A 21,536-nucleotide genomic window follows, 5' to 3' on the forward strand; every position below is an offset into this window, starting at 1 on the left:
TTAGTGACTTTCCTTGTTAGCTTGTTGCGACCCAATCAAATGCTGCACGACCCGCTCCATCTTCATGAAACGGGAGCCCTTGATTAATACAGTTGCATCAGGCGACACCGCTGCCTCAACAGCAGACAGCAAATCGCCAAAGTTTTCAAAATGACGAACGTTGGCGCCTCGGATGTGCGCGGCCAGTTCGCCTGTTACCAGCACCGTTTCGATGCCCTTATCCCGCGCGTAAGCGCCAATCTCTTCATGGAACTCGCGGCCTTGCGTGCCGACTTCGCCCATATCGCCCAGCACCAGCACGCGCGGTGCAGCAGCTTTTGACAGCACGTCGATGGCGGCGCGCACCGAATCCGGATTGGCGTTGTAGGTGTCGTCGATTACCACGGCGCCGTTGACGGCCTGCTTCTTTTGCAGGCGGCCACTGACCGGCGCAAAGGTATCCAGGCCCAGCTTGATTTTTCCCAGCGACACGCCAGCGGCATAGGTACACGCCGCTGCGGCCAGCGCGTTGCGCACATTGTGTTCACCGGCCGCTTGCAGGCGCACGAAGAACTGCTGTGTGTCCGCCTCGCTCTCGCAGATGGTGATGAACATCTCGCTTTCGAAATCGCTGGCGCGGAAGGTGCAGCTGACTTCCGCGTCCTTGCTCAGGCCAAAACGAAGCATGCGGCGGCCGGCCGACAGTTCTTCCCAGATCGGCGTGAACTCATCGCCATGCGGGAACACTGCCACGCCATCCTTCGGCAATGCCGACAACACCGAGCCGTTTTCGCGCGCCACCGCTTCCACCGTGTGCATGAACTCCTGGTGCTCGCGCTGCGCGTTGTTGACCATGGCGATATTTGCGCCGGCGATGGCGGCCAGGCGGCTGATCTCGCCCGGATGATTCATGCCCATCTCGATCACCGCCGACTGCTGTTGCACATCCATGCGGAACAGCGTCAGCGGCACGCCGATTTCATTATTCAGGTTGCCGCGCGTAGCCAATCGGCCTTCTTCGCCGTGGGCGGCCGCCAGGATCGCGGCGATCATTTCTTTCACCGTGGTCTTGCCATTGCTGCCGGTGACGCCGATGACTGGAATGCTGAACTGCTTGCGCCACCAGTTGGCGATCTGGCCCAGCGCCACCAGCGTGTTCGGCACAACGATGGCCGCGATGTTGGTCGATTCGGTCCAGCCTTCCGGCAGTTCCTCCACGACCACTGCGGCGACGCCCTGCTCCGCCACTTGCGGCAGGAAGTTGTGAGCGTCAAATACTTCACCACGCAGGGCAACGAACAGCGCGCCTGCGGAAACACTACGGCTGTCGGTCGACACGCCGTTGAATACAGCATCGCCGGCGTTCACTAAACGTGCGCCGGTCAACGAAGGCAGAATTTGTGCGACTGCTGCACGCATTAATTCGTCCTCATCATGGTTAAACGCGCCGACAGCGCCAGCTGCGCGTGATCGGCATCCGAGAATGGCAGCTTCTTGCCTTTGATTTCCTGGTACGGCTCGTGGCCTTTGCCGGCCAGCAGAATCACATCCGGCTTGCCCGCATGCTTGATCGCCGAAAGGATCGCGCCGGCGCGGTCATCCAGCGCCTGCACGGTCGATGCCGGATTGTTCTGGTCCATGCCGGCCAAAATCTGCTCAATGATCGAATGTGGTTCTTCGCTACGTGGATTGTCACTGGTGACCAGCACATGATCCGCCGCCTGCGCGATCTTGCCCATTTGCGGACGCTTGCCCGGATCGCGGTCGCCGCCGCAACCGAATACGCACCACAGCTGGCCGCCACGGTCGTTGGCCACAGGACGCAGCGCGGCCAGGGTTTTTTCCAAGGCATCCGGCGTATGCGCGTAGTCGATGACAATCAGCGGCGCATCCTGGCCACCCACCTGCTGCATGCGGCCGGGCGCTGATTCCAGCGCTTCGACCGCTTCGATGGCGGCGCGCAGGCCCAGACCTTTGGCCAGCACTGCACCCAGCACGCCCAGCGCGTTGCTGATATTGAAGCCGCCGACCAGTTGCGTGCGCACTTGCGCCACGCCCAGCGGGCACTCCAGGTGGAACTCGGTGCCGCCGCTGCGGCCGGCGCGCAGCTGGCTGGCGCGCAGCAGCACGACGCCGTCGATATCCGGGCGCGCGGTGCTGTCGTGCAGTGTATAGCCGATCAACGGAATCTCGCCAGCCAGTGGCGCGGGCTTGGCTTTCAGGTGGTCGATGATGCGCACACCGGCAGGATCGTCCAGGTTGACCACTGCCGTTTTCAGGCCAGGCCAGTCGAACAGTTTGAGCTTGGCCGCCTCGTAGGCTTCCATGGTGCCGTGATAGTCCAGATGGTCGCGGGTCAGGTTGGTGAACAGCGCCACGTCGAAGTGCATGCCGGACAGGCGGCCTTGCTCCAGGCCGATGGACGAAGCTTCAATTGCCAGCGAGGCAGCGCCCTTCTCGCGCAGATCTGCCAGCGAACGCGCCAGCAGCACTGCATCCGGCGTGGTGTAGCCGGTCACGTCGTATTCCACTTCGCCGCGCGGCTTGAACACGCCTACACCCAGCGTGCCGATGACAGCAGCCGGTTCGCCGCCGCGCGACAACGCCTGGCCCAGCCAGACGGCGCTGGAAGTTTTGCCGTTGGTGCCGGTGACGGCAACGGTGAACATGCCGGCGTCCGGCTGTTGATAGCAGGCGTGCGCGATGGCGCCGGCGTGCTGCTTCAGGTTTTCCACCGTCAGGTAAGGCACGCTCCACTTGTCATTCCAGCTGAAGCCGGCCGGATCGAGCACCACCAGCGCGGCGCCCTGCTCGATGGCGCCGTCGATAAAGTTACGCCCGTCGGCGGTTTCGCCCGCGACTGGCGCAAAAGCGAAGAACACATCGCCCAGCTTGATGCGGCGCGAATCCGAAGCCAGGTTCGCCGTCGGCGCCAGCTTGCGGATTGCGGCTGCAATAGCCAACGGGTCGAAAGTAGAAGTCGTCACATGTTCCCCTGTGCTGCAGATTCAGGAATGATGATATGGGTCAGGTCCGAGTCCGGCGCCACGTTCTTGGCGCGCAGCGCCTGCGCCGCCAGCGCGGAGAACACCGGACCGGCAACGTCGCCGCCATACGTCACGCCACCGCTAGGCTCGTCGAGCATCACGGCGATGATAAAGCGCGGGTCCGACATCGGCGCCATGCCGACAAAGTTGCCGATATATTTGGTGTGCGAGTAGCGGCCGCCGACGAACTTCTGCGCTGTACCAGTCTTGCCGCCAACGCGGTAGCCAGGCACCTGCGCCTTGACGGCGGAACCGCCCGGCAGCGTCACCATTTCCAGCATCTCGCGCATTTCGGCGGCGGTCTTGGGGCTGATCACCTGGGTGCCGTGCGGCGCCTCGTGTACCTTCTGGAACGATAAGGGAATGATGTCGCCGTCACGCGCCAGCACCATATAAGCACGCGCCAGCTGGATCAGCGACACCGAGATACCCTGGCCGAAACTCATATTGGCGTGTTCGATCGGCCGCCACGCTTTATACGGACGCACGCGGCCGGCCACGGCGCCAGGGAAGCCCCACTTCGGCTGCTGGCCGAAACCGAGCTTGGTGAACATCTCCCACAGGTCCTGCGCCGGCATGCCGAAGGCGATCTTGGTGGTGCCGATATTCGACGACTTCTGGATGATGGTCTGCACGTCGATCATGTAGTGCGGATGCGTGTCGTGGATGACACGGTCGCCAATCACCATCGAGCCGTTACCGGTATCGAACATGGTGTGCGGCGTGATCTTTTTCGCGTCCAGCGCCATCGCTACCGGGAACGGCTTCATCGACGAACCAGGCTCGAAGGTATCGGTCATCACGCGGTTGCGCAGCTGTTCGCCGGTCAGCTTGGAGCGGTCGTTCGGGTTGTAGCTCGGCCAGTTGGCCAGCGCCAGCACCTCGCCGGTATGCACATCCAGTACCACCGCCGCACCGGCCTTGGCCTTGAACTTCTCGACTGCGTCTTTGATCTGGGTGAAAGCGATGTACTGGATCTTGCTGTCGATAGACAGCGTCAGGTCCTTGCCGTCGTGCGGCTCGCGGATCGAACCAATGTCTTCAACGATGTGGCCAAGACGGTCCTTGATGACGCGGCGGGTGCCCGGCTGGCCGACCAGCGTTTTCTGCTGCGCCAGTTCCATCGACTCCTGGCCGACGTCTTCCAGATTGGTAAAGCCAACCACGTGGGTGGTCACCTCGCCCTGTGGATAGAAGCGCTTGTACTCGCGCTCCGCGCCCAGGCCCTGAATACCCAGCTTGGCGATCTGCTCGGCCGCACCCATTTCGACCTGGCGCTTGAGGAACACGAAGCTGCGATCGGAATCGAGTTTTTTCTGCAGCTCGGCATTGCTCATGTCGAGCAGCTTGGCCAGTTCGCGCAGTTTTCCCGGCGGCGCATCCTGCACCTCGTCCGGGTTGGCCCAGATGGCTTTGACCGGCACCGACGACGCCAGCACCTGGCCATCGCGGTCGGTGATCTTGCCGCGCGTGGCCGGCAGCGTCAGCGTGCGCGCGTAGCGGGCCTCGCCCTGCTTTTGCAGGAACTGGGTCGACAAGCCTTGCAGCCACAGGGCGCGCGCGGCCAGTGCGGCGAAGGCGGCAAACAATACGAACAGCACCACGCGCGAGCGCCAGGTTGGCAGACGGACTGCCAATACTGGGCTCTTGGAGAAGGCCACGCCTTTCGAGGCGGCCACGCGCGAGGTGTTCACATTGCTGCCGCGGCTCATTTTGCGTGCTCCGGCGTCAGGTACTGCGTGCGCGCCGCAGTCAGCGGCGTCATGTTCAGGTCACGGCGCGCGATCTCTTCGATGCGTGCGTGCTTGCCCAGCGTGGATTGATCCAGCTGCAGCTGCGCCCATTCGATATCCAGCTGGCGCGCCTGCGACTGCGTGCGTTCCAGTTCAATGAACAGATGGCGCGCCTGGTACTGTGCGTTGACCAGCGACAGGCCGCAAGCGACCAGCAAGGCCGCCAGCACCAGGTTAATCTTGCCGCTCATGCAGCCTCCGCAGGAATCGGCAGGCGGCGCGCTACGCGCATCACCGCCGAACGGGAACGCGGATTGTCATCGATCTCCTGATCCGACGGCTTCATCTTCGACAGCAGCTTGAGCTCCGGCTGCGGCAGGTCGACCGCGCGGATCGGCAGGCGGCGGTCCGGCTGCTCGACATTCGCCTTGGACGCGAAGAAGCGCTTCACCATGCGGTCTTCCAGCGAATGGAAGCTGATGATGGCGATAATCCCGCCCGGCGCCAGGCTGTCGTAGGCACGGTTCAAACCGATTTCAAGGTCTTCAAGCTCTTTATTGATGAAAATCCGGATAGCCTGAAATGTGCGGGTGGCCGGGTCCTTGCCCTTCTCCCGAGTCTTGACCGCGCCTGCCACGATGCCGGCAAGCTGTCGTGTGCTTGAAATTGGCTCGACTGCCCGGCGAGCAACAATCGCCTTTGCAATCTGAAAAGCAAACCGTTCTTCCCCATATTCCTTTATCACCTTTTCCAGTGTCTGTTCGTTTTCAGTGGCGAGCCACTCCGCCGCCGACATGCCGCGCGTGGTGTCCATGCGCATGTCGAGCGGGCCATCGTTGCGGAAACTGAAGCCGCGTGCGGCGTCATCCACCTGCGGCGACGAGATGCCCAGGTCGAGCAGAATGCCGTCGACCTTGTCCACGCCCTCGGCCGCCAGCGACTCGCGCATGGTGGCAAAGCTGTCGTGGACGATGCTGAAGCGGGCGTCGGTAATCTGTTCGGCGGTGGCGATGGCTTGCGGGTCTTTGTCGAAAGCGATCAGGCGTGCGTTGGCGCCCAGTTTCGACAGGATCAACCGCGAGTGGCCGCCACGGCCGAACGTGCCGTCGACGAATATGCCGTTGGCGCGCGCGCCATCCAGCGCCAGCGCATCCACCGCTTCGTCTAGCAGCACCGTGCGATGCTGGAATTCAGGCACCGTTGTCGTGGTCATGTGACAGGGCCTTAGAAAGAGAAATTAGCGAGTACATCAGGGGTGCCGGCCTCCAGGGCCTGCTGCTCTTTTTCCGCCATCTTGGCGGCGTCCCAGATCTCGAAGTGCGAGCCCATGCCCATCATCATCACCTCTTTTTCCAGGCCGACGGCGGCGCGGAGTTCGGGCGAAATGAGGATGCGGCCGGCGGTATCCATTTCCACGTCGCTTGCGTAACCGAGGAAAATGCGCTGCCAGGCGCGCGCTTGCAGGGGCCAGGCGGAGATCTGTTGACGGTGTTGTTCCCACACAGGACGGGGGAACAGCATGACGCAGCCGTCAGGATGGCGCGTCAGGGTGAGGCGGCCTTCGCACTGGATCGAGAGCGCGTCACGGTGCTTGGCAGGGATGGACATCCTGCCTTTGGCATCGAGATTGATTGCGGACGCGCCTTGAAACACGTGATTACCTTTTACCTCAGTATGGTTAGCGGAGCATGAAACTATGACTAGTCGTTTTCATCTTCCCTGTCCGCTAAGTCAGGCAAAATTTCCCACAAAAAGACACTTTTTCACACAGATGCCCACTTTAGAGGATGGAAGAATAGTGGTCAAGCGGTTTCAGCCAATCGAAACAGCGATTTTAGTAATGAAATTAAGGACTTAGCGTAATTCCTTGAAGCCACCTAGAAACAAAATAATTCGATAAATTAAGTACTTAGCAAAGGTTGTGAAGGTGGCACCTCATCTGTACCCATGTGTTTTGGTCGGAAAATGTCGGATTAAAAAAATTGATCTAAATGTATAAAGTTGCAAACCGCCAACATTGCAGTAGCAAATAGACAACACTCTGACAGGGATGGGAAAAGTGGGTATCAGCAGGGGTAAATCGCCAGCATGGCGCAGCGGGAGCGCCCTTACGCGGAGTGGGGAAGCCTCATCAAACAACAACAGCAATCTTGAATTTTTACTCTATAGCAATGTACGCAGCGCAACTTGTCTATACAAATTTTGCACCGCACAATGCTGTTTCAGACAGCATTATACGCGCCCGTTCAAGCCTCCCAGGCTTTCGAACGCTCCACCGCGCGCGACCATTTTCCTAGCAGTTCAGCGCGGCGCTGCGCCGGCATGGCCGGCTCGAAACGGCGCTCGCACATCCACTGCGCGGCGATTTCCTCCTGGCTGTCCCAGAAGCCGACCGCCAGGCCGGCCAGGTAGGCTGCGCCCAGCGCCGTGGTTTCGGTGACCTTGGGGCGCACCACCGGCACGCCCAGCAAATCGGCCTGGAATTGCATCAGCAGGTCATTGCGGGCCGCGCCGCCGTCGGCGCGCACTTCGGTCAGCGGCAAGGACGCATCCTTTTGCATGGCCGCCATCAGCTCGGCGCTCTGGTAGGCAATCGCCTCCACCGCCGCGCGGGCGATGTGGGCGCGGGTGCTGCCGCGGCTCAGGCCGAACAGCGAACCGCGCGCATAAGCGTCCCAGTGCGGCGCGCCCAGGCCAACGAAGGCCGGCACCATGAACACGCCATCGCTATCCGGCACGCTGGCCGCCAGCGCCTCCACCTCCGCCGAAGACTGGATGATGCCCAGGCCGTCGCGTAGCCACTGCACGGTGGCGCCGCCCATGAACACGCTGCCCTCCAGCAGATAATCGGTCGCGCCATCGACGCGCCAGCCGACGGTGGTCAGCAGACGGTTGTGCGAGGCCACCGGATGCCGGCCCAGGTGCATCAGCATGAAGCAGCCGGTGCCATAGGTATTCTTGACCATGCCAGGCTGATGGCAGGCCTGGCCAAAAGTCGCCGCCTGCTGGTCGCCGGCGATGCCGGCCACCGGGATCGCCGCGCCGAACAGGCTGTGATGCGTCGTGCCAACCTCCTCGCTGGACGAGACGATCTGCGGCAGCATCTGTTCCGGAATGCCGAACAGGTGCAGCAGGTCATAGTCCCAGCGCATCAGGTGTATGTTGAACAGCATGGTGCGCGCCGCGTTGCTGACATCAGTCACGTGCTGGCCGGTCAGCTTGTACACCAGCCAGCTGTCGACGGTGCCGAACGCCAGCCCGCCCTGCTCGGCTTGTTCACGCGCGCCCGGCACGTGGTCGAGCAGCCATTTCAGCTTGGAGGCGGAAAAGTAGGCATCCAGCTCCAGGCCGGAGATGTCGGTGATTTTCTTGGCCTTGCCGTCGGCGCGCAGCGCATCGCAGATGTCAGCGGTGCGGCGGTCCTGCCAGACGATGGCGGGCGCGATCGGTTCGCCGGTCTTGCGGTCCCACACCACGGTGGTTTCGCGCTGGTTGGTGACGCCGATCGCCAGCACATCCTGCGGCGCGACATGATTGTCGGCCAACACCTTGCGGGCCACCGCCAGCTGGCTATGCCAGATATCCTGCGGGTCGTGCTCGACCCAGCCGGGATGGGGAAAATGCTGAGGAAATTCCTGTGCCGCGCTGCCACAGATCTGGCCCTGGTGATCGAACAGGATGGCGCGTGAGCTGGTGGTGCCCTGGTCCAGGGCGAGAATGAATTTTTTCATCTCGTGTAATTAGTTGAAGCAAGCCGATAGGCCGGATTTTGTTACGGCGCAGGCGAACCTGCGCTATGACAGCCATTCCTCTAGGCGCTGGATTACTCCAGCGCTCAAGCTTCCTACCCGCACGCTCCGCGAGCAACATCATCGCGTGCCTATTTGGAATTGCACCAGGTGGAGGTTACCGCGTTTCACCGTAACTTAATACGCTCGTCTCTGTGGCCCTATTCCTCGCCTTATACCTCGGCTTGCGCTTTGGCTTTCAGCGGACGGCCGTTAACCGTCACCCCGCTCTATGGAGTCCGGACCTTCCTCCCGTCAGGCCTTACGCACTGACCAGCGGCTGTCTGGCTTGCTTCGGGCGCTATTGTACCAGTCCACACCGGCAAATCTGAAATTTGGTGTCGCCATTCCAAAAGCCGCCCCCGCGCCGCCGCCGTAGAATGCTCTGATAATTCACCCACGAGGCCCACAATAATGACGCAACCATCCCGCTCCGGCGGCCAGATCCTGGTCGACGCCCTGAAGATCCACGGCGTGGACACCGCTTTCGGCGTACCCGGCGAAAGCTACCTGGACGTGCTCGACGCGCTGCACGATTCCGACATCCGCTTCATCATCAACCGCCAGGAAGGCGGCGCTGGGTTCATGGCTGACGCCTACGGCAAGATGACCGGCAAGCCGGGCATCTGTTTCGTCACCCGCGGCCCCGGCGCCACCAATGCCTCGATCGGCGTGCATACCGCCTACCAGGACTCGACCCCGATGATTTTATTCATCGGCCAGGTCGGCAGCGACTTTATCGACCGCGAAGCCTTCCAGGAAATCGACTACCGCCGCATGTACGGCCAGATGGCAAAGTGGGTAACGCAGATCGACCGCGCCGACCGCATGCCGGAATACATCGCGCGCGCCTTCCAGATCGCTACCAGCGGCCGTCCCGGCCCGGTGGTGCTGGCGCTGCCCGAGGATATGCTGACCACCAAAGCCAGCGTGGCCGACACCCGCTGCTATCAACCGGTGCAAGCCTCGCCTTCCGCCGCGCAGATCGACCAGGTACGCGCCATGCTGGCGTCGGCGAAAAAACCGCTGCTGCTGCTCGGCGGCGGCGGCTGGGACGAAACCGCCTGCGCCGACATCCAGCGCTTTGCCGAAGCCAATCAATTGCCGGTGTCGTGCGCCTTCCGCTTCCAGGACTTGCTGGACAACGAACACCCGCACTACATCGGCGATGTCGGCATCGGCATCAACCCGAAACTGGCGGCGCGCGTGCGCGAGGCGGATGTGATTCTGGCGATCGGCCCGCGCCTGGGCGAGATGACCACCAGCGGCTATTCGATCCTGCAATCGCCGGTGCCGGTGCAGCGCCTGATCCACGTGCACGCAGACGCCGAGGAACTGGGCAGCGTCTACCAGGCGGAGGTGATGATCAACAGCGGCATGCCGCAAATGGCGGCGATGCTGGCGGCGATGCAGCCGGTGGACGCCAGCGCCTGGCAAGCCAGTGTGGCCGAGGCGCGCGCCGAACTGAAAGCGTGGCAGCAGCAGCCGGCGATTTTCCAGGACGGCAAAGCGCCGCTGGACCTGTGGCAGGTGGTGCAGCAGATCGACCAGCTGGCGCCGCACGATGTCATCATCACCAACGGCGCCGGCAACTACGCGACCTGGGCGCACCGCTTCCACAGCTACGGCGGCATGCGCACCCAATTGGCGCCGACCAGCGGCGCCATGGGCTACAGTGTGCCGGCCGGCGTGGCAGCCAAGATCATCGATCCGTCACGCACGGTGATCACCTTTGCCGGCGATGGCGAATACATGATGAATGGTCAGGAGCTGGCCACGGCGGTGCAGTATCAGGCGGGCGTGATCATCATCGTGTTCAACAACGCGATGTTCGGCACCATCCGCATGCACCAGGAACGTGAATATCCGGGACGGGTGTCCGGCACCACGCTGCACAATCCGGACTTTGCCGCGCTGGCGGCAGCGTATGGCGGCCAGGGCGAGGTGGTCGAGGCGACCGCGCAATTCGCGCCGGCGCTGCAACGCGCACTGGCCTTTACGCGGGAGAAAAATCTGCCGGCAGTGATTGAGCTGCGCTACGACGGCAACCTGATCACACCGGGCGCGACGCTGGAAACCATCCGCAGCAACGCCCAGGCGGCGCGCGCCAGGTAAGCGGCGGCCGGCCTACAGGCCGGCGGTCTTGGTGGAGCCGCTGTCTGGCAGCGGCTCCTGTTCTTTTTCCTGATGGATTTTCGGCGCAGGACAGGCGCGGCAGCTGCCAGCCTTGCGTCCGAAATCCTTCACCAGCGGCAGCCGCATCGGCAGCGACTCGTCGCCGCAATAGCCGCCATCCAGCATGATCGCCCGGCCACCCTCCACCACTTTGGCGTTGATGATGCGCTCGTCCTCGTCCGGCGGTTGCACCGTGAAGTAAAACTGCTGGCCGCGCGTATCAATGGTCACGTCGCTGGCCACCACCGGCCAGCTCAAGCCGCCGGCCGTGTATTCATATAAAACCGTATCGACTTCAGCAAAGCGCTGCAGCGTAATGCGCTGGCCGCCGAATTCCCCGCTGTCCGGGTGGATGCATAAATCGGAATACACCAGCATGCCGTAGCGCGGCAGCGTGCCGGCTTGCTTGCTATTCCCTTTGGGCGCGGCCAGTACGGCGCAGGACGCCAGCAGGATGGCGCCAGCCACAGCGGCTTGTCGTGTCATCTTCATCATACTGCTTTCAGAAATGAACAACGGCTGCACAGGGCAGCCGTTGTTGCATCTAAAACTGACTAAGTCAGATTAGAACGAGTGTTTTACGCCCACGTTGAAGGCTTTGTCACCGGTACCAGCTTCGGTGTTGTTACCAACGGTGTAGCCTGCGCCGTTTTTGTTTTTGATTTTAGCGTAAGCAACGTAGGTGCTGGTGCGTTTCGACAGAGCGTAGTTGTAGCCGATTGCCCATTGCGAAGCGTCACGGTTAGCAACTTCTTTGTCGTCTTTGTCGATGTACGAAGCCATCAGGGTGCCGTTGCCCAGAGGAGCGGTCACACCGATCAGCGCATCGCGGCTGTCTTGCGACTGAGCGAATACGTAGCCGAACACGTTGGTGGTGGCGGTTGCGCTAGCTGCGCCGTTGATTGGTGCCGAACCTTGGCCCGAATCTTTGCTCCATGCGCCGAATACTTTAACTACTTTGAAGTCGTAGTTAGCAGCAACCAGGGTGTTGTGGCCAACACCAGCGGTTTTAACGGTCGCGGTGTCGTTGTTTTTCATGTTGTAAGCAACAGCGACGTTCAGAGGACCGTTGCCGTATGCCAGCGAGCCACCAACTTGACGTGCCGACGATGCGTCGCCAGCTTGTTCGCCCAGGCTGTACGAAACAGCGCCGGTGAAGCCCGACAGGTTAGGGGTTTTGTAGACAACAGCGTTCGAGTTGCGGGTCATATACGAAGCAACTGGGAACAGGTTTTTAGCGGTACCAGCGTAGCCCATTGCGAATGGATCGCCAACGTCGCGCAGGGTTTCGTAGTACGGAGTGTACTGACGGCCCAGGGTCAGGGTGCCGGCGGTTTTCGACGACAGACCAACATAGGCTTCACGGTTGAACAGGGTGCTGGTGGAGTTGTCCAGGGTGCCGTCGTCAATTTTAACGCCGGTTTCCAGTTTGAAGATTGCGCTCAGACCGCCGCCCAGATCTTCGGTGCCTTTGAAGCCGATACGCGAAGCCGAAGCTGCGCCGCTGGTGACTTTGCTGACGTTGCCAGCTGCGCCGCCGCGTTCAGCGGTGATGCCTGCGTCTACGATACCGTAGATGGTGACGTTCGATTGAGCGAATGCTGCGGAGCTGGTTGCTGCCAGTACGGCGATAGCGATAAGGGATTTTTTCATTACATGTTTCCTTCAGTTGTGTTGCTGTAAAAATAAGCCAGTAGTACGGCGTGTTCGATGCTGCTCGGCTTGTGCCGTTATGTGCGTGAGGGCAAACTCCCCAGCTGCCACTATGCATCCATACGGATGCGCTCACTAATGCGGCCGATGAATCTACGCCGGCCTGATCACAGCACCCTCATGGGGCGCCGGAGGCGGATCTATACTGATGCCTTGAACTACGACAAGTGTAAAACCATTCATACTGAACCGTCTTCTATCTTGTCTGTTTTTCAAAGCAGCGGTATTTTACCGCATCGCAATATTTCCTGCCGATCAAGCGGAACAGCCCGGCTTCCCGCACGATGAACACGGTATGAACCACTTCTTCGTCGGACCAAGTAAAAATAGCTACATTGCTATTTCTGGAGTCATTTTATACTGAACACCATCGAAGACTGCCTCTCTCGAATGGTAATAAGCTAACAACTCCAAGCTTTGTTCGGCAGTTTTATCCAGCGAAATAGCCTCAAAACCAACGATGCACTTGGTATTGCAGCTTTATTTGTGTAGTAAATTTTGTAAAAGCCGCTACAAGTTGCATTACGTTACCGATTTGTAAGAAATTGCTACCTGTTGTTTTGGAGCGACAAATCAGTGCATTTTTCTGCACTGCCGCACCGTTTTAGTGCATGAAATGGATTCATTTTTCAGCTTTGGTGGCGGCACAACAGCCCTCAGAATATTTTTCAGATGGATTGCAGCCGCTTGTCCTGGACACCGTCAGCAGAAAAACGATATTCCGGTAAATAGTTCTGCATGTTAACTGTGTGTCGTGGACAAGCTGTTTTACCCGCCAGGTATATCCTGCAAATGGCACGCTGCGCACGTCACTTTCACGTTAAAAACGAATGTAAAATGCAGGGCGCTGCTTGAGCACCCGAACCCCGTGTCCCAGCCTTGCGACTGCCCCAACCCGCAGCCGGTTAATACTTGATGATAAATAACGTTTCCTCCCAAGCAGTGCCTAGCACCATCAGCGACGTCGAGCGCGATACCGGCGTGGCCAAGGAAACCCTGCGCGTATGGGAACGCCGTTACGATTTCCCGCAACCGCTGCGCGATCCACACGGCGAACGCGTCTACCCGATCGAACAAGTGCACAAGCTGCGGCTGGTCAAGCGGCTGATCGACCTCGGCTTCCGTCCCGGCAAAGTGATCCAGTTCAGCGCCGATGAATTGCAGGCGCTGACCGGCAAAGCCACCGGCAAGGGCGCAGCCCCAACGGCGCCGGCGCCGGAACTGCAAACCTATCTGGATTTGTGCAAGAGCCATCAAATGGAGGCGCTGCGCCGCAAGCTGTCGCAGGCCTTGCTGATGATGGGGCTGAAAAGCTTTGTGATCGAGCTGGTGTCGCCGCTGACCGCGCTGATCGGCGAGGCCTGGGCCAGCGGCCAGTTGGCCACGTTTGAAGAGCATCTATATACCGAGTCGCTGACGGTGGTGATGCGCAGCGCCATCTTCGCCATGCCGCAGGCGAACGGCAGCCATGTCAGCGCACCGCGCATTTTGCTGACCACCCTGCCGCAGGAACGGCACGGCCTGGGCCTGCTGATGGCCGAGGCCATGTGTGTGGCGGAAGGCGCGCACTGCATCTCGCTGGGCGTGCAGACGCCACTGCTGGACATCGTTGAAGCGGCGCGTGCGCAGCGGGTGGATATTATTGCGCTGTCGTTCTCGGTGGCCATGAATCCGCGCCAGGCGCTGGATGGGCTGGCTGAGTTGAATACCCGGCTGGCCGGCGCCGCCGAGCTGTGGGCTGGCGGCAGCAATGCCGCCCTGAAGCGCCGCCGCCCATCCTATGTACGGGTATTCGAGCTGGCCGACCTGGCCGGCGCGATCGCCGAGTGGCGCGTCCGCAGCGAACTAGCCCCCCGCACGACGCAGGGCGGCGGGGTCTGACCTGGTAGGGGCTCAGCCCCCCTGTATCGCAGTGCGGGGCAGCGCTCTGGTAAAATAAGCAAACTTCGTGCTGGCCAGCACCCCCACATAATTATCCATGTTTAGTTTCTTTAAGAAAAAACCTGTGGCGCCGGAGGCGCCTGTCGCCGCGCCTGTCGCCGCCCCTGTTACCACTCCGGCGCCTGCCGTTACCGAAGTGGCAGAGCTGCTGCCGATCGAAGAACCAGCGGAGAAAAAACAATCCTGGATGGCGCGCCTGAAGGCCGGGCTGTCCAAAACCTCCAACAACCTGTCGGTGCTGTTCGTCGGCGCCAAAATCGACGACGACCTGTACGATGAGCTGGAAGCCGCGCTGCTGATGTCCGACGCAGGCGTCGACGCCACCACTTATCTGCTGGACGAACTCAAGCGCAAGGTCAAGGAAGACAAGCTGCTGGACGCCGCCGCCGTCAAGGTCGCGCTGAAACAGCTGATGATCGAATTGCTGACGCCGCTGCAACACCCGTTCGAACTGGGCCGCCACACGCCCACCGTGATGATGATCGCCGGCGTCAACGGCGCCGGCAAGACCACCACCATCGGCAAGCTGGCCAAGCACATGCAGACCCACGGCCAGTCGGTGCTACTGGCCGCCGGCGACACCTTCCGCGCCGCCGCCCGCGAGCAGCTGATGGTCTGGGGCCAGCGCAACAACATCACCGTGATCTCGCAAGCGTCCGGCGATCCGGCCGCCGTCTCGTTTGACGCCGTGCAATCCGGCAAGGCCAAGGGGGTGGACGTGGTCATGGTCGACACCGCCGGCCGCCTGCCAACCCAGCTGCACTTGATGGAAGAACTGAAAAAGGTCCAGCGCGTCATCGGCAAGGGCATGGACGGCGCACCGCACGAAACTCTGCTGGTGATCGACGGCAATACCGGGCAAAATGCGCTGGCGCAAGTCAAAGCCTTCGATGACGCCCTCAAGCTGACCGGCCTGGTGATCACCAAGCTGGACGGCACCGCCAAGGGCGGCGTGCTGGCCGCCATTGCGCGTGTGCGTCCGGTGCCGGTGTACTTCATCGGCGTCGGTGAAAAGATTGAAGACCTGCAGCCTTTCGTGGCTGCCGAATTTGTAGAAGCACTGCTTGGATAATCAGACCTCTATGATCGAATTCCGGAACGTCTCTAAACAATACTCCTCCGATGTGATGGCGCTGCGCGACATCTCCTTCACGGTAGAAAAAGGCGAACTGGTTTTCCTCGCCGGCCCGTCGGGTGCCGGCAAATCCACCCTGATGAAAATGATCGCGGCGATGGAACGCCCCTCCTCCGGGCAAGTGATCGTCAACGGCCAGGACATCAGCCGCATCAAGCCGGTCGCCGTGCCTTTCCTGCGCCGCAACCTCGGTTTAATCTTTCAGCAGCAGCGCCTGCTGACCGACCGCAGCGTGCTGGCCAATGTGATGCTGCCGCTGCTGGTCACCGGCGCCTCCAAAACGCAGGCCGAGCAGCGCGCCCGCGCCGCGCTGGATAAAGTCGGCCTGGGCGACCGCGCCGGTGCCCAGCCGCTGGCCCTGTCCGGCGGCGAACAGCAGCGCGTGTCGATCGCGCGCGCCATCGTCAACCGTCCGCAAGTGATCCTGGCCGACGAGCCGACCGCCAACCTGGACCGCGCCAGCGCCAACAAGGTGCTGGACGCGCTGAAAGCCTTCAACTCGGTCGGCGTGACCTGCCTGATTTCCAGCCATGACGAAGTGATGCTGGACGCCGCCGCGCGCGTCATCCACCTCAACCATGGCCAACTGGAGGTGGCGGCATGACTTACTGGTTCCGCCAGCACCGCTACGCCATGGCCGCCGCGCTGGTCCATCTGCGCCGCTCGCCGGGCGGTTTTCTGTTCAATATACTCGTGGTCGCGATTGCGCTGGCCCTGCCCTTCATGGGCGTGACGCTGCTGGACAATGTGCGGCCGATGTCGGAGTCGCTGTCGGTCGACCCGGAAATCAGCGTGTTCCTGAAACAGGAGACGCCGCGCGACCAGGCCGAGGCGCTGGCGGTGCAGCTGCGCCAGACGGTACACGACAAGCAGGCCAAGATCATCTTCACGCCGCGCGAAAAGGCGCTGGATAATCTGAAAGACAAGAACGGCCTGGCCGACGTGCTGGCCACGCTGGGCGACAATCCGCTGCCGGACAGCTATGTGCTGAAGCTGGACGCCTTCCGCAACGCCCAGGCCGGCGGCGACGTCGACCAGCTGGCCGAGCAGATCCGCGCGCTGCCGGGCGTGGATACGGTGCAGGTGGATTCGGCCTGGGTCAAGCGGCTGGCGGCGCTGATCAACATCCTGCGCCTGGCCTTATTGCTGCTGGCGGCCACGCTGGGCACGGTGGTGGTGGCGGTGATTTTCAACACCATCCGCTTGCAGGTCCTGACCCAGCGCGAGGAAATCCTGGTGTCCAAGCTGATCGGCGCCACCGACAGCTTCATCCATCGCCCCTTCTATTACACCGGTGCGCTGCTGGGCTTGTGCGCCGGCGGTCTGGCGCTGGGTGCGGTGACGCTGGCGCTCGGGCCGCTGAATACCGCCATTGCCGAATTTGCACGCTTGTACGCATCGGAATTCTATCTGACGCCGCTGCAGCCGCTGATGATGGCGGCGCTGCTGGCCCTATCCGCCACGCTAGGCCTGATCGGTGCCCGCCTCTCGGTCCGCCGCCATACTGCCCGCCTGAATTAAGCTTCCTGGACTATTCCGTGCGTCTGCGCACGGAATAGCCTGTCCCCCTGGGCCTAGGATGGTTCTCATCGTTAAGCCGGTCCTAAGATCCATCGCGCATTCTAAACACATCGGAAGACCCGATAGTGTTTTTACTATCAGGCCCATAAATTTCGGACGATTGGCACTCAACGACAGAGAGTGCTAATATATGTTCGAAATAGCACAAAAGTGCTCATAAGCAATCATGCGAAGGAAACGAAAATGACTATGATGTCCGTGGTACCTGCGAAAAACAGTGCTCTGGGACTCGGGTTTAGTGGCAACCTGGGTAACCTGGATGCCTATATTTCGGCTGTCAATCGCCTGCCGATGCTGACGCACGACGAAGAAATCTCGCTGGCCAAGCGCCTCAAGGAACAAGCCGATCTGGGCGCCGCAGAGCGTCTGGTGATGTCCCACCTGCGCCTGGTGGTGTCGATCGCGCGCGGCTATCTGGGCTACGGCCTGCCGCATGGCGACCTGATCCAGGAAGGCAATATCGGCCTGATGAAAGCGGTCAAGCGCTTCGATCCGGACCAGGGCGTGCGGCTGGTGTCCTATGCGATGCACTGGATCAAGGCCGAGATGCACGAATACATCCTGAAGAACTGGCGCCTGGTCAAAGTGGCGACCACCAAGGCCCAGCGCAAGCTGTTCTTCAACCTGCGCAGCCACAAGACCGGCCTGGACGCGATGACGCCTGCCCAGATCGACCAACTGGCCAAGACGCTGGACGTCAAGCGCGAGGAAGTGATCGAAATGGAAACGCGCCTCAGCGGCCGCGACATCGCGCTGGAATCGCCAACCGATGACGAAGACGACAAGTTCGCGCCTATCGCCTACCTGTCTTCCGAAGCTTCGGAGCCAACCCGCGTGCTGGAAGCCGAACAGGTGACCCGTTTGCAATCGGAAGGCCTGGAAGAAGCGCTGGGCAAGCTGGACGCCCGTTCGCGCCGCATCATTGAAGCGCGCTGGCTGGCCAACGACGACGGTTCGGGCGCCACGCTGCATACGCTGGCAGAAGAATTCGGCGTATCGGCCGAGCGTATCCGCCAGATCGAAGCGGCAGCGCTGAAAAAAATGAAGGGCGCACTGGCCGCCTACGTGTAACACCGCTCAGTTCCTCCCGCAATGCCGCCGGCGCCTGCGCCGCGCGGCATTTTTTTTTGCCCCTTGTTTGACCTGGCGCTGACAGCGTGCCGTTCGTGCGCCACTGCCATGGTCTTTTTGCTAAGCTTGCCTTCAATTGAAGCAAGAGGCTCATCATGATAAAAACAATACTACGGCAGCTGATCGTGCTGCCCCTGCTGGTGGCCGTCATGGCCGCGCTGCACGCCTGCGGCGCCGCCAAAGGCGTCGGCCGTGGCGCGTCAGCGCCGTTCACCCAGACCTATGTGCTGACCCAGGGTGCCAGCGCCAGCATCACCCCGGCGGCCAGTAGCGGCCAGCCCGGCATCACCGCCGCCGCACCCGTCGTGCGGCTGGAGCGCATCAACGACAGCCGCTGCCGGGTGGGCGTAGTGTGCGTCTGGGCCGGCTATATCAGCTTCAGTTTCGTGCTGCAACAGCCAGATGGCAGCGTCAGCAATTTCGTGCTGTCGGATAACATGCCAAATGGCACCTCTCGCCTCAGCCGCAACGGGCTGACGTTCTCGCTGGATGGATTCGAGCCGCAACAGCTGGCGGCGAAAAGCGAAGTGCCGCCGGATTATCGGGTAAGCTTAAAGGTGAGCAACATTAACGCACCTTGAGCCCACCCATATGAGCCAGTCCGCACGCATCGTTCTCGCCGCCTCCCTCGTTCTTTCCATCACTGTCTCCAGCACGCCCGCCGTCGCCAAAACACCAGTTGCCACCGGCACCGGTGGCGCTGTCGCCACCATCAGCGAACCGGCGTCGCAAGCCGCCATTGCCATCCTCAACAAGGGCGGCAACGCGGTTGATGCGGCGGTCGCGGCAGCCGCCACGCTGGGCGTGACCGACCCGTTCAGCTGCGGCATCGGCGGCGGCGGTTTCATGCTGATTTACCTGGCCAAAGACAAGCGTGTGATCAGCATCGACCACCGCGAGACAGCGCCGGCCAGCTTCACGCCAGCGGTATTCCAGCAGAACGGCAAAGCGATGGATTTTGAACAGGTGGTGGCCAGCGGCCGCTCGGTCGGCGTGCCCGGCACGGTGCGCGGCTGGCACGAAGCGCTGGACCGCTACGGTTCGATGTCCTTCAAGCAGGTGCTCGCGCCGGCGATTGATGTGGCCAGCAAGGGCTTCAAGGTCAACGACAACTTCTCGCACCTGGTGCAGGAAAACGAAACCAAATTCACCCGCTTCCCGGCCACTGCCGCGTTGTACCTGAAAAACGGCAAGGCCATCGCCGCTGGCACGACCTTGCGCAATCCGGATCTGGCCAAGGCCTACCGTGAGCTGGCGGCCGGCGGCGTCAAGGTGTTCTACACCGGCAAAATGGCAGCCGCCGTGGTCGGCGCGGTCAACGGCAACGGCGGCGCGATCACGCTGGCCGACCTGGCCAACTACGAAGCGCGGCTGCGCCAGCCGGTGCACAGCACCTATCGCGGCTACGATATATACGGCATGCCGCTGCCCAGCAGCGGCGGCGTCGCGGTGGCGCAGGCGCTGAACATTTTGGAAGGCTACGACCTCAAAGCCATGCCCCGTGCCAGCGCCGAACACCTGTACCTGGAAGCCAGCCGCCTCGCCTTCGCCGACCGCAACGCCTACCTGGCCGATCCGGAATATGTGGAGGCGCCGCTGGCCGGCCTGCTGAGCAAGGACTACGCCGCACGCCGCCGCGAACTGATACGCCCTGACCAGGCCAGCGCGCACGCCACAGCCGGCGATCCCTATCCCTTCCAGAACGACCCGAGTGTGCCGCTGCGGCCCAACGCCAGCAAGCTGCTGGCGGAAGGCGCGCACACCACCCACCTGACAGTGTCGGACAAGGACGGCAACATCGTCTCCTACACCTACACCATTGAATCGTGGGGCGGCAGCGGCATCGTGGTGCCGGGCTATGGCTTCCTGCTGAATAACGAAATGACCGACTTCGACTTTTCCGGCCCTGCGCCCAACGTGCCGGAAGCCGGCAAGCGGCCGCGCAGCAGCATGTCGCCAACCATCGCCTTCAAGGACGGCAAGCCGGCCTTCTCGATCGGCAGCCCTGGCGGCGCGACCATCATCACCACCGTGCTGCAAACCATCTTCAACTACATCGATTTAGGCATGACCATGCCGCAAGCGCTGAACGCGCCGCGCCTGTCCGAACGTAATGGCATGGCGACCGATGTGGAGCCGGGCTTCGCTGACAGCGCCCAAGCCAGGGCGCTGGAAAAAACCGGCCAGCACTGGAGCAAGACGCCGCAAGAAATCGGCGCCGCCAACGCGCTGGTATTCAATCCGGACGGCACGGTGACTGCCGTCAGCGAAGGCCACCGTCACGGCGTCGGCAGCGCCCTGGTGCAGCGCAGCGCGCACTAGCAAACAACTAAGAACTCAGCAGCGCGCGTACGGTATCCGCCGCCAGCGCGCAGTCCTGCGCACGCTCGGTACTTTGCTCGCGGCCGAACATCAGCTGGCTGACCACGCGCACCAGCGTGTCCACGTCTTCCGGGCCACTGGGATCATCTTCCGGCTCGTTGAGCAAAGCCTGCAAGGTGTTGTTAATCAAGCCGATCAGATCACAGGGTTGCATGGCGCCTCCGTGGCTAAGCCGTGATTAAGAATCTGACCACAATATTAGCGCTCGCCGCAAAGCGCGAAAATCACTCACTTGGGAGAAGACAATGAAGAACTGGGTCCGTGCCAACAAGGGGTTCCTGGCGTTCCTGATGCTGTTCGGCGTATTCCGCACCGCAGTCGCCGACTGGAATCCGATCCCGTCGGCATCGATGCATCCCAATCTGCTGGAGGGCGACGTGGTGTTCGTCAACCGCCTGGCCTACAACGTCAAGGTGCCGCTGACCGACATCGTCATCAGCCCGACCGGCGAACCGCAACGCGGCGACATCGTCACTTTCTCTTCGCCAGCCAATGGCACGCGCCTGATCAAGCGCATCGTCGCCCTGCCCGGCGACCAGGTCGAAATGCGCAATGAAAAACTGATTATCAACGGCCAGCCGGTGTCCTACGCCACGCTGGGCAACAGCACCGAAAGCATACGCGGCCTGGGCCCGCTGGCCGCCGTGCAGGTCAATGAGAGGCTGGGCGAGCGCCAACACGCGATCCAGCTGATGCCGCAATTGCAGGCGCGCCGCGACTTCGCGCCGCTCACCGTGCCCGCCGGCCAGTACATGATGCTGGGCGATAACCGCGACAACAGCGAAGACTCGCGCTACATCGGCATGGTGCCGCGCGCGCTGCTGATCGGCCGCGCCGAGCGCGTGCTGGCGTCGGCCGACATCACCAGCAACTGGATGCCGCGCACCGAACGTTTCGGCATGAGCCTCTATCCGAAGGAATAAGCCCGCCC

The 21,536-nt window shown here is 61.6% G+C and carries 19 protein-coding genes and 1 other RNA gene; 9 read left to right on the forward strand and 11 right to left on the reverse strand.

Going from position 1 to position 21,536, the window contains the following annotated elements; genetic code table 11:
* The 8 genes from murF to rnpB all read right to left on the reverse strand — a co-directional run bounded on the left by murF (position 1) and on the right by rnpB (position 8,843).
* A complete protein-coding gene (murF, locus tag KW842_RS18660) occupies positions 1-1,398 on the reverse strand; it encodes a UDP-N-acetylmuramoyl-tripeptide--D-alanyl-D-alanine ligase (protein ID WP_218305625.1) in 1,398 nt (465 codons plus the stop codon).
* Positions 1,398-2,966: a UDP-N-acetylmuramoyl-L-alanyl-D-glutamate--2,6-diaminopimelate ligase gene (locus KW842_RS18665; RefSeq protein WP_218305626.1), complete on the reverse strand. Its 1,569-nt coding sequence runs from the start codon at positions 2,964-2,966 to the stop codon at positions 1,398-1,400. Before KW842_RS18665 ends, murF begins: the two co-directional genes overlap by 1 nt.
* Positions 2,963-4,738, reverse strand: a complete 1,776-nt coding sequence (locus tag KW842_RS18670; RefSeq protein WP_218305627.1) for a penicillin-binding protein 2 — start codon at positions 4,736-4,738, stop codon at positions 2,963-2,965. The genes KW842_RS18665 and KW842_RS18670 overlap by 4 nt, the downstream gene beginning before the upstream one ends.
* Positions 4,735-5,010, reverse strand: coding sequence for a cell division protein FtsL (ftsL, locus tag KW842_RS18675; RefSeq protein ID WP_090186438.1), 276 nt, complete (start codon positions 5,008-5,010; stop codon positions 4,735-4,737). Before ftsL ends, KW842_RS18670 begins: the two co-directional genes overlap by 4 nt.
* Entirely contained in the window at positions 5,007-5,972 is a 966-nt protein-coding gene (gene rsmH, locus KW842_RS18680) for a 16S rRNA (cytosine(1402)-N(4))-methyltransferase RsmH (protein ID WP_218305628.1), read from the reverse strand. The genes ftsL and rsmH overlap by 4 nt, the downstream gene beginning before the upstream one ends.
* An 11-nt stretch (positions 5,973-5,983) precedes the next feature.
* Positions 5,984-6,412, reverse strand: coding sequence for a division/cell wall cluster transcriptional repressor MraZ (gene mraZ, locus KW842_RS18685; protein WP_218305629.1), 429 nt, complete (start codon positions 6,410-6,412; stop codon positions 5,984-5,986).
* Positions 6,413-7,005: 593 nt separating this feature from the next.
* Positions 7,006-8,490 carry a glycerol kinase GlpK gene (glpK, locus tag KW842_RS18690; RefSeq protein WP_218305630.1) on the reverse strand — a complete coding sequence of 495 codons (1,485 nt, stop codon included), beginning with the start codon at positions 8,488-8,490 and terminating at the stop codon, positions 7,006-7,008.
* Positions 8,491-8,501: 11 nt separating this feature from the next.
* Positions 8,502-8,843: RNase P RNA component class A (gene rnpB, locus KW842_RS18695), an RNA gene on the reverse strand.
* A gap of 118 nt (positions 8,844-8,961) precedes the next feature.
* Here rnpB and KW842_RS18700 point away from each other — a divergent pair.
* Positions 8,962-10,662 (forward strand): thiamine pyrophosphate-binding protein, encoded by a 1,701-nt coding sequence (locus tag KW842_RS18700; protein WP_218305631.1) that lies wholly within the window; start codon positions 8,962-8,964, stop codon positions 10,660-10,662.
* Positions 10,663-10,674: 12 nt separating this feature from the next.
* Here the strand turns inward: KW842_RS18700 and KW842_RS18705 are convergent, their stop codons facing one another.
* The gene (locus KW842_RS18705; protein WP_229223787.1) at positions 10,675-11,217 is read right to left on the reverse strand and encodes a hypothetical protein; all 543 of its coding nucleotides are present in this window, start codon (positions 11,215-11,217) and stop codon (positions 10,675-10,677) included.
* Between the two features lie 69 nt (positions 11,218-11,286).
* Positions 11,287-12,375: a porin gene (locus tag KW842_RS18710; protein ID WP_218305632.1), complete on the reverse strand. Its 1,089-nt coding sequence runs from the start codon at positions 12,373-12,375 to the stop codon at positions 11,287-11,289.
* Positions 12,376-13,350: 975 nt separating this feature from the next.
* On the opposite strand from KW842_RS18710, the gene KW842_RS18715 reads away from it, so the two are divergent.
* From KW842_RS18715 to ggt, 7 genes are all read left to right on the forward strand, one after another.
* Positions 13,351-14,316 (forward strand): MerR family transcriptional regulator, encoded by a 966-nt coding sequence (locus KW842_RS18715; RefSeq protein WP_218305633.1) that lies wholly within the window; start codon positions 13,351-13,353, stop codon positions 14,314-14,316.
* Positions 14,317-14,413: 97 nt separating this feature from the next.
* Entirely contained in the window at positions 14,414-15,448 is a 1,035-nt protein-coding gene (ftsY, locus tag KW842_RS18720) for a signal recognition particle-docking protein FtsY (RefSeq protein WP_218305634.1), read from the forward strand.
* Between the two features lie 10 nt (positions 15,449-15,458).
* Positions 15,459-16,115, forward strand: coding sequence for a cell division ATP-binding protein FtsE (locus KW842_RS18725; RefSeq protein ID WP_218305635.1), 657 nt, complete (start codon positions 15,459-15,461; stop codon positions 16,113-16,115).
* Positions 16,112-17,032, forward strand: coding sequence for a permease-like cell division protein FtsX (ftsX, locus tag KW842_RS18730; protein WP_218305636.1), 921 nt, complete (start codon positions 16,112-16,114; stop codon positions 17,030-17,032). The genes KW842_RS18725 and ftsX overlap by 4 nt, the downstream gene beginning before the upstream one ends.
* 243 nt (positions 17,033-17,275) lie before the next feature.
* The gene (rpoH, locus tag KW842_RS18735; protein WP_373925208.1) at positions 17,276-18,163 is read left to right on the forward strand and encodes an RNA polymerase sigma factor RpoH; all 888 of its coding nucleotides are present in this window, start codon (positions 17,276-17,278) and stop codon (positions 18,161-18,163) included.
* A 155-nt stretch (positions 18,164-18,318) separates the two neighbouring features.
* Positions 18,319-18,804, forward strand: a complete 486-nt coding sequence (locus tag KW842_RS18740) for a hypothetical protein (protein WP_218305637.1) — start codon at positions 18,319-18,321, stop codon at positions 18,802-18,804.
* Between the two features lie 10 nt (positions 18,805-18,814).
* On the forward strand, positions 18,815-20,545 hold the full coding sequence (gene ggt / locus KW842_RS18745; RefSeq protein ID WP_218305638.1) for a gamma-glutamyltransferase: 1,731 nt from the start codon (positions 18,815-18,817) through the stop codon (positions 20,543-20,545).
* 7 nt (positions 20,546-20,552) lie between these two features.
* On the opposite strand, the gene KW842_RS18750 is transcribed toward ggt, so the two are convergent.
* Positions 20,553-20,759: a hypothetical protein gene (locus KW842_RS18750; protein ID WP_218305639.1), complete on the reverse strand. Its 207-nt coding sequence runs from the start codon at positions 20,757-20,759 to the stop codon at positions 20,553-20,555.
* Between the two features lie 91 nt (positions 20,760-20,850).
* Here KW842_RS18750 and lepB point away from each other — a divergent pair, with 91 nt between their 5' ends.
* Positions 20,851-21,528: a signal peptidase I gene (gene lepB / locus KW842_RS18755; protein WP_218305640.1), complete on the forward strand. Its 678-nt coding sequence runs from the start codon at positions 20,851-20,853 to the stop codon at positions 21,526-21,528.
* Positions 21,529-21,536 lie beyond the last annotated feature (8 nt).

This window comes from Duganella sp. sic0402 (assembly GCF_019219065.1).
Taxonomy (GTDB): domain Bacteria; phylum Pseudomonadota; class Gammaproteobacteria; order Burkholderiales; family Burkholderiaceae_D; genus Rugamonas.

What these genes read in the sequence shown, in the direction of transcription:
- KW842_RS18710 (WP_218305632.1), bottom strand. Translation starts at nt 12,375, where the DNA reads ATGAAAAAATCCCTTATCGCTATCGCCGTACTGGCAGCAACCAGCTCC.
- KW842_RS18750 (WP_218305639.1), bottom strand. Translation starts at nt 20,759, where the DNA reads ATGCAACCCTGTGATCTGATCGGCTTGATTAACAACACCTTGCAGGCT.
- rsmH (WP_218305628.1), bottom strand. Translation starts at nt 5,972, where the DNA reads ATGACCACGACAACGGTGCCTGAATTCCAGCATCGCACGGTGCTGCTA.
- KW842_RS18740 (WP_218305637.1), top strand. Translation starts at nt 18,319, where the DNA reads ATGATAAAAACAATACTACGGCAGCTGATCGTGCTGCCCCTGCTGGTG.
- ftsY (WP_218305634.1), top strand. Translation starts at nt 14,414, where the DNA reads ATGTTTAGTTTCTTTAAGAAAAAACCTGTGGCGCCGGAGGCGCCTGTC.
- ftsX (WP_218305636.1), top strand. Translation starts at nt 16,112, where the DNA reads ATGACTTACTGGTTCCGCCAGCACCGCTACGCCATGGCCGCCGCGCTG.
- murF (WP_218305625.1), bottom strand. Translation starts at nt 1,398, where the DNA reads ATGCGTGCAGCAGTCGCACAAATTCTGCCTTCGTTGACCGGCGCACGT.
- lepB (WP_218305640.1), top strand. Translation starts at nt 20,851, where the DNA reads ATGAAGAACTGGGTCCGTGCCAACAAGGGGTTCCTGGCGTTCCTGATG.
- KW842_RS18725 (WP_218305635.1), top strand. Translation starts at nt 15,459, where the DNA reads ATGATCGAATTCCGGAACGTCTCTAAACAATACTCCTCCGATGTGATG.
- KW842_RS18705 (WP_229223787.1), bottom strand. Translation starts at nt 11,217, where the DNA reads ATGATGAAGATGACACGACAAGCCGCTGTGGCTGGCGCCATCCTGCTG.
- KW842_RS18670 (WP_218305627.1), bottom strand. Translation starts at nt 4,738, where the DNA reads ATGAGCCGCGGCAGCAATGTGAACACCTCGCGCGTGGCCGCCTCGAAA.
- rpoH (WP_373925208.1), top strand. Translation starts at nt 17,276, where the DNA reads ATGACTATGATGTCCGTGGTACCTGCGAAAAACAGTGCTCTGGGACTC.
- glpK (WP_218305630.1), bottom strand. Translation starts at nt 8,490, where the DNA reads ATGAAAAAATTCATTCTCGCCCTGGACCAGGGCACCACCAGCTCACGC.
- ggt (WP_218305638.1), top strand. Translation starts at nt 18,815, where the DNA reads ATGAGCCAGTCCGCACGCATCGTTCTCGCCGCCTCCCTCGTTCTTTCC.
- KW842_RS18715 (WP_218305633.1), top strand. Translation starts at nt 13,351, where the DNA reads ATGATAAATAACGTTTCCTCCCAAGCAGTGCCTAGCACCATCAGCGAC.
- ftsL (WP_090186438.1), bottom strand. Translation starts at nt 5,010, where the DNA reads ATGAGCGGCAAGATTAACCTGGTGCTGGCGGCCTTGCTGGTCGCTTGC.
- KW842_RS18700 (WP_218305631.1), top strand. Translation starts at nt 8,962, where the DNA reads ATGACGCAACCATCCCGCTCCGGCGGCCAGATCCTGGTCGACGCCCTG.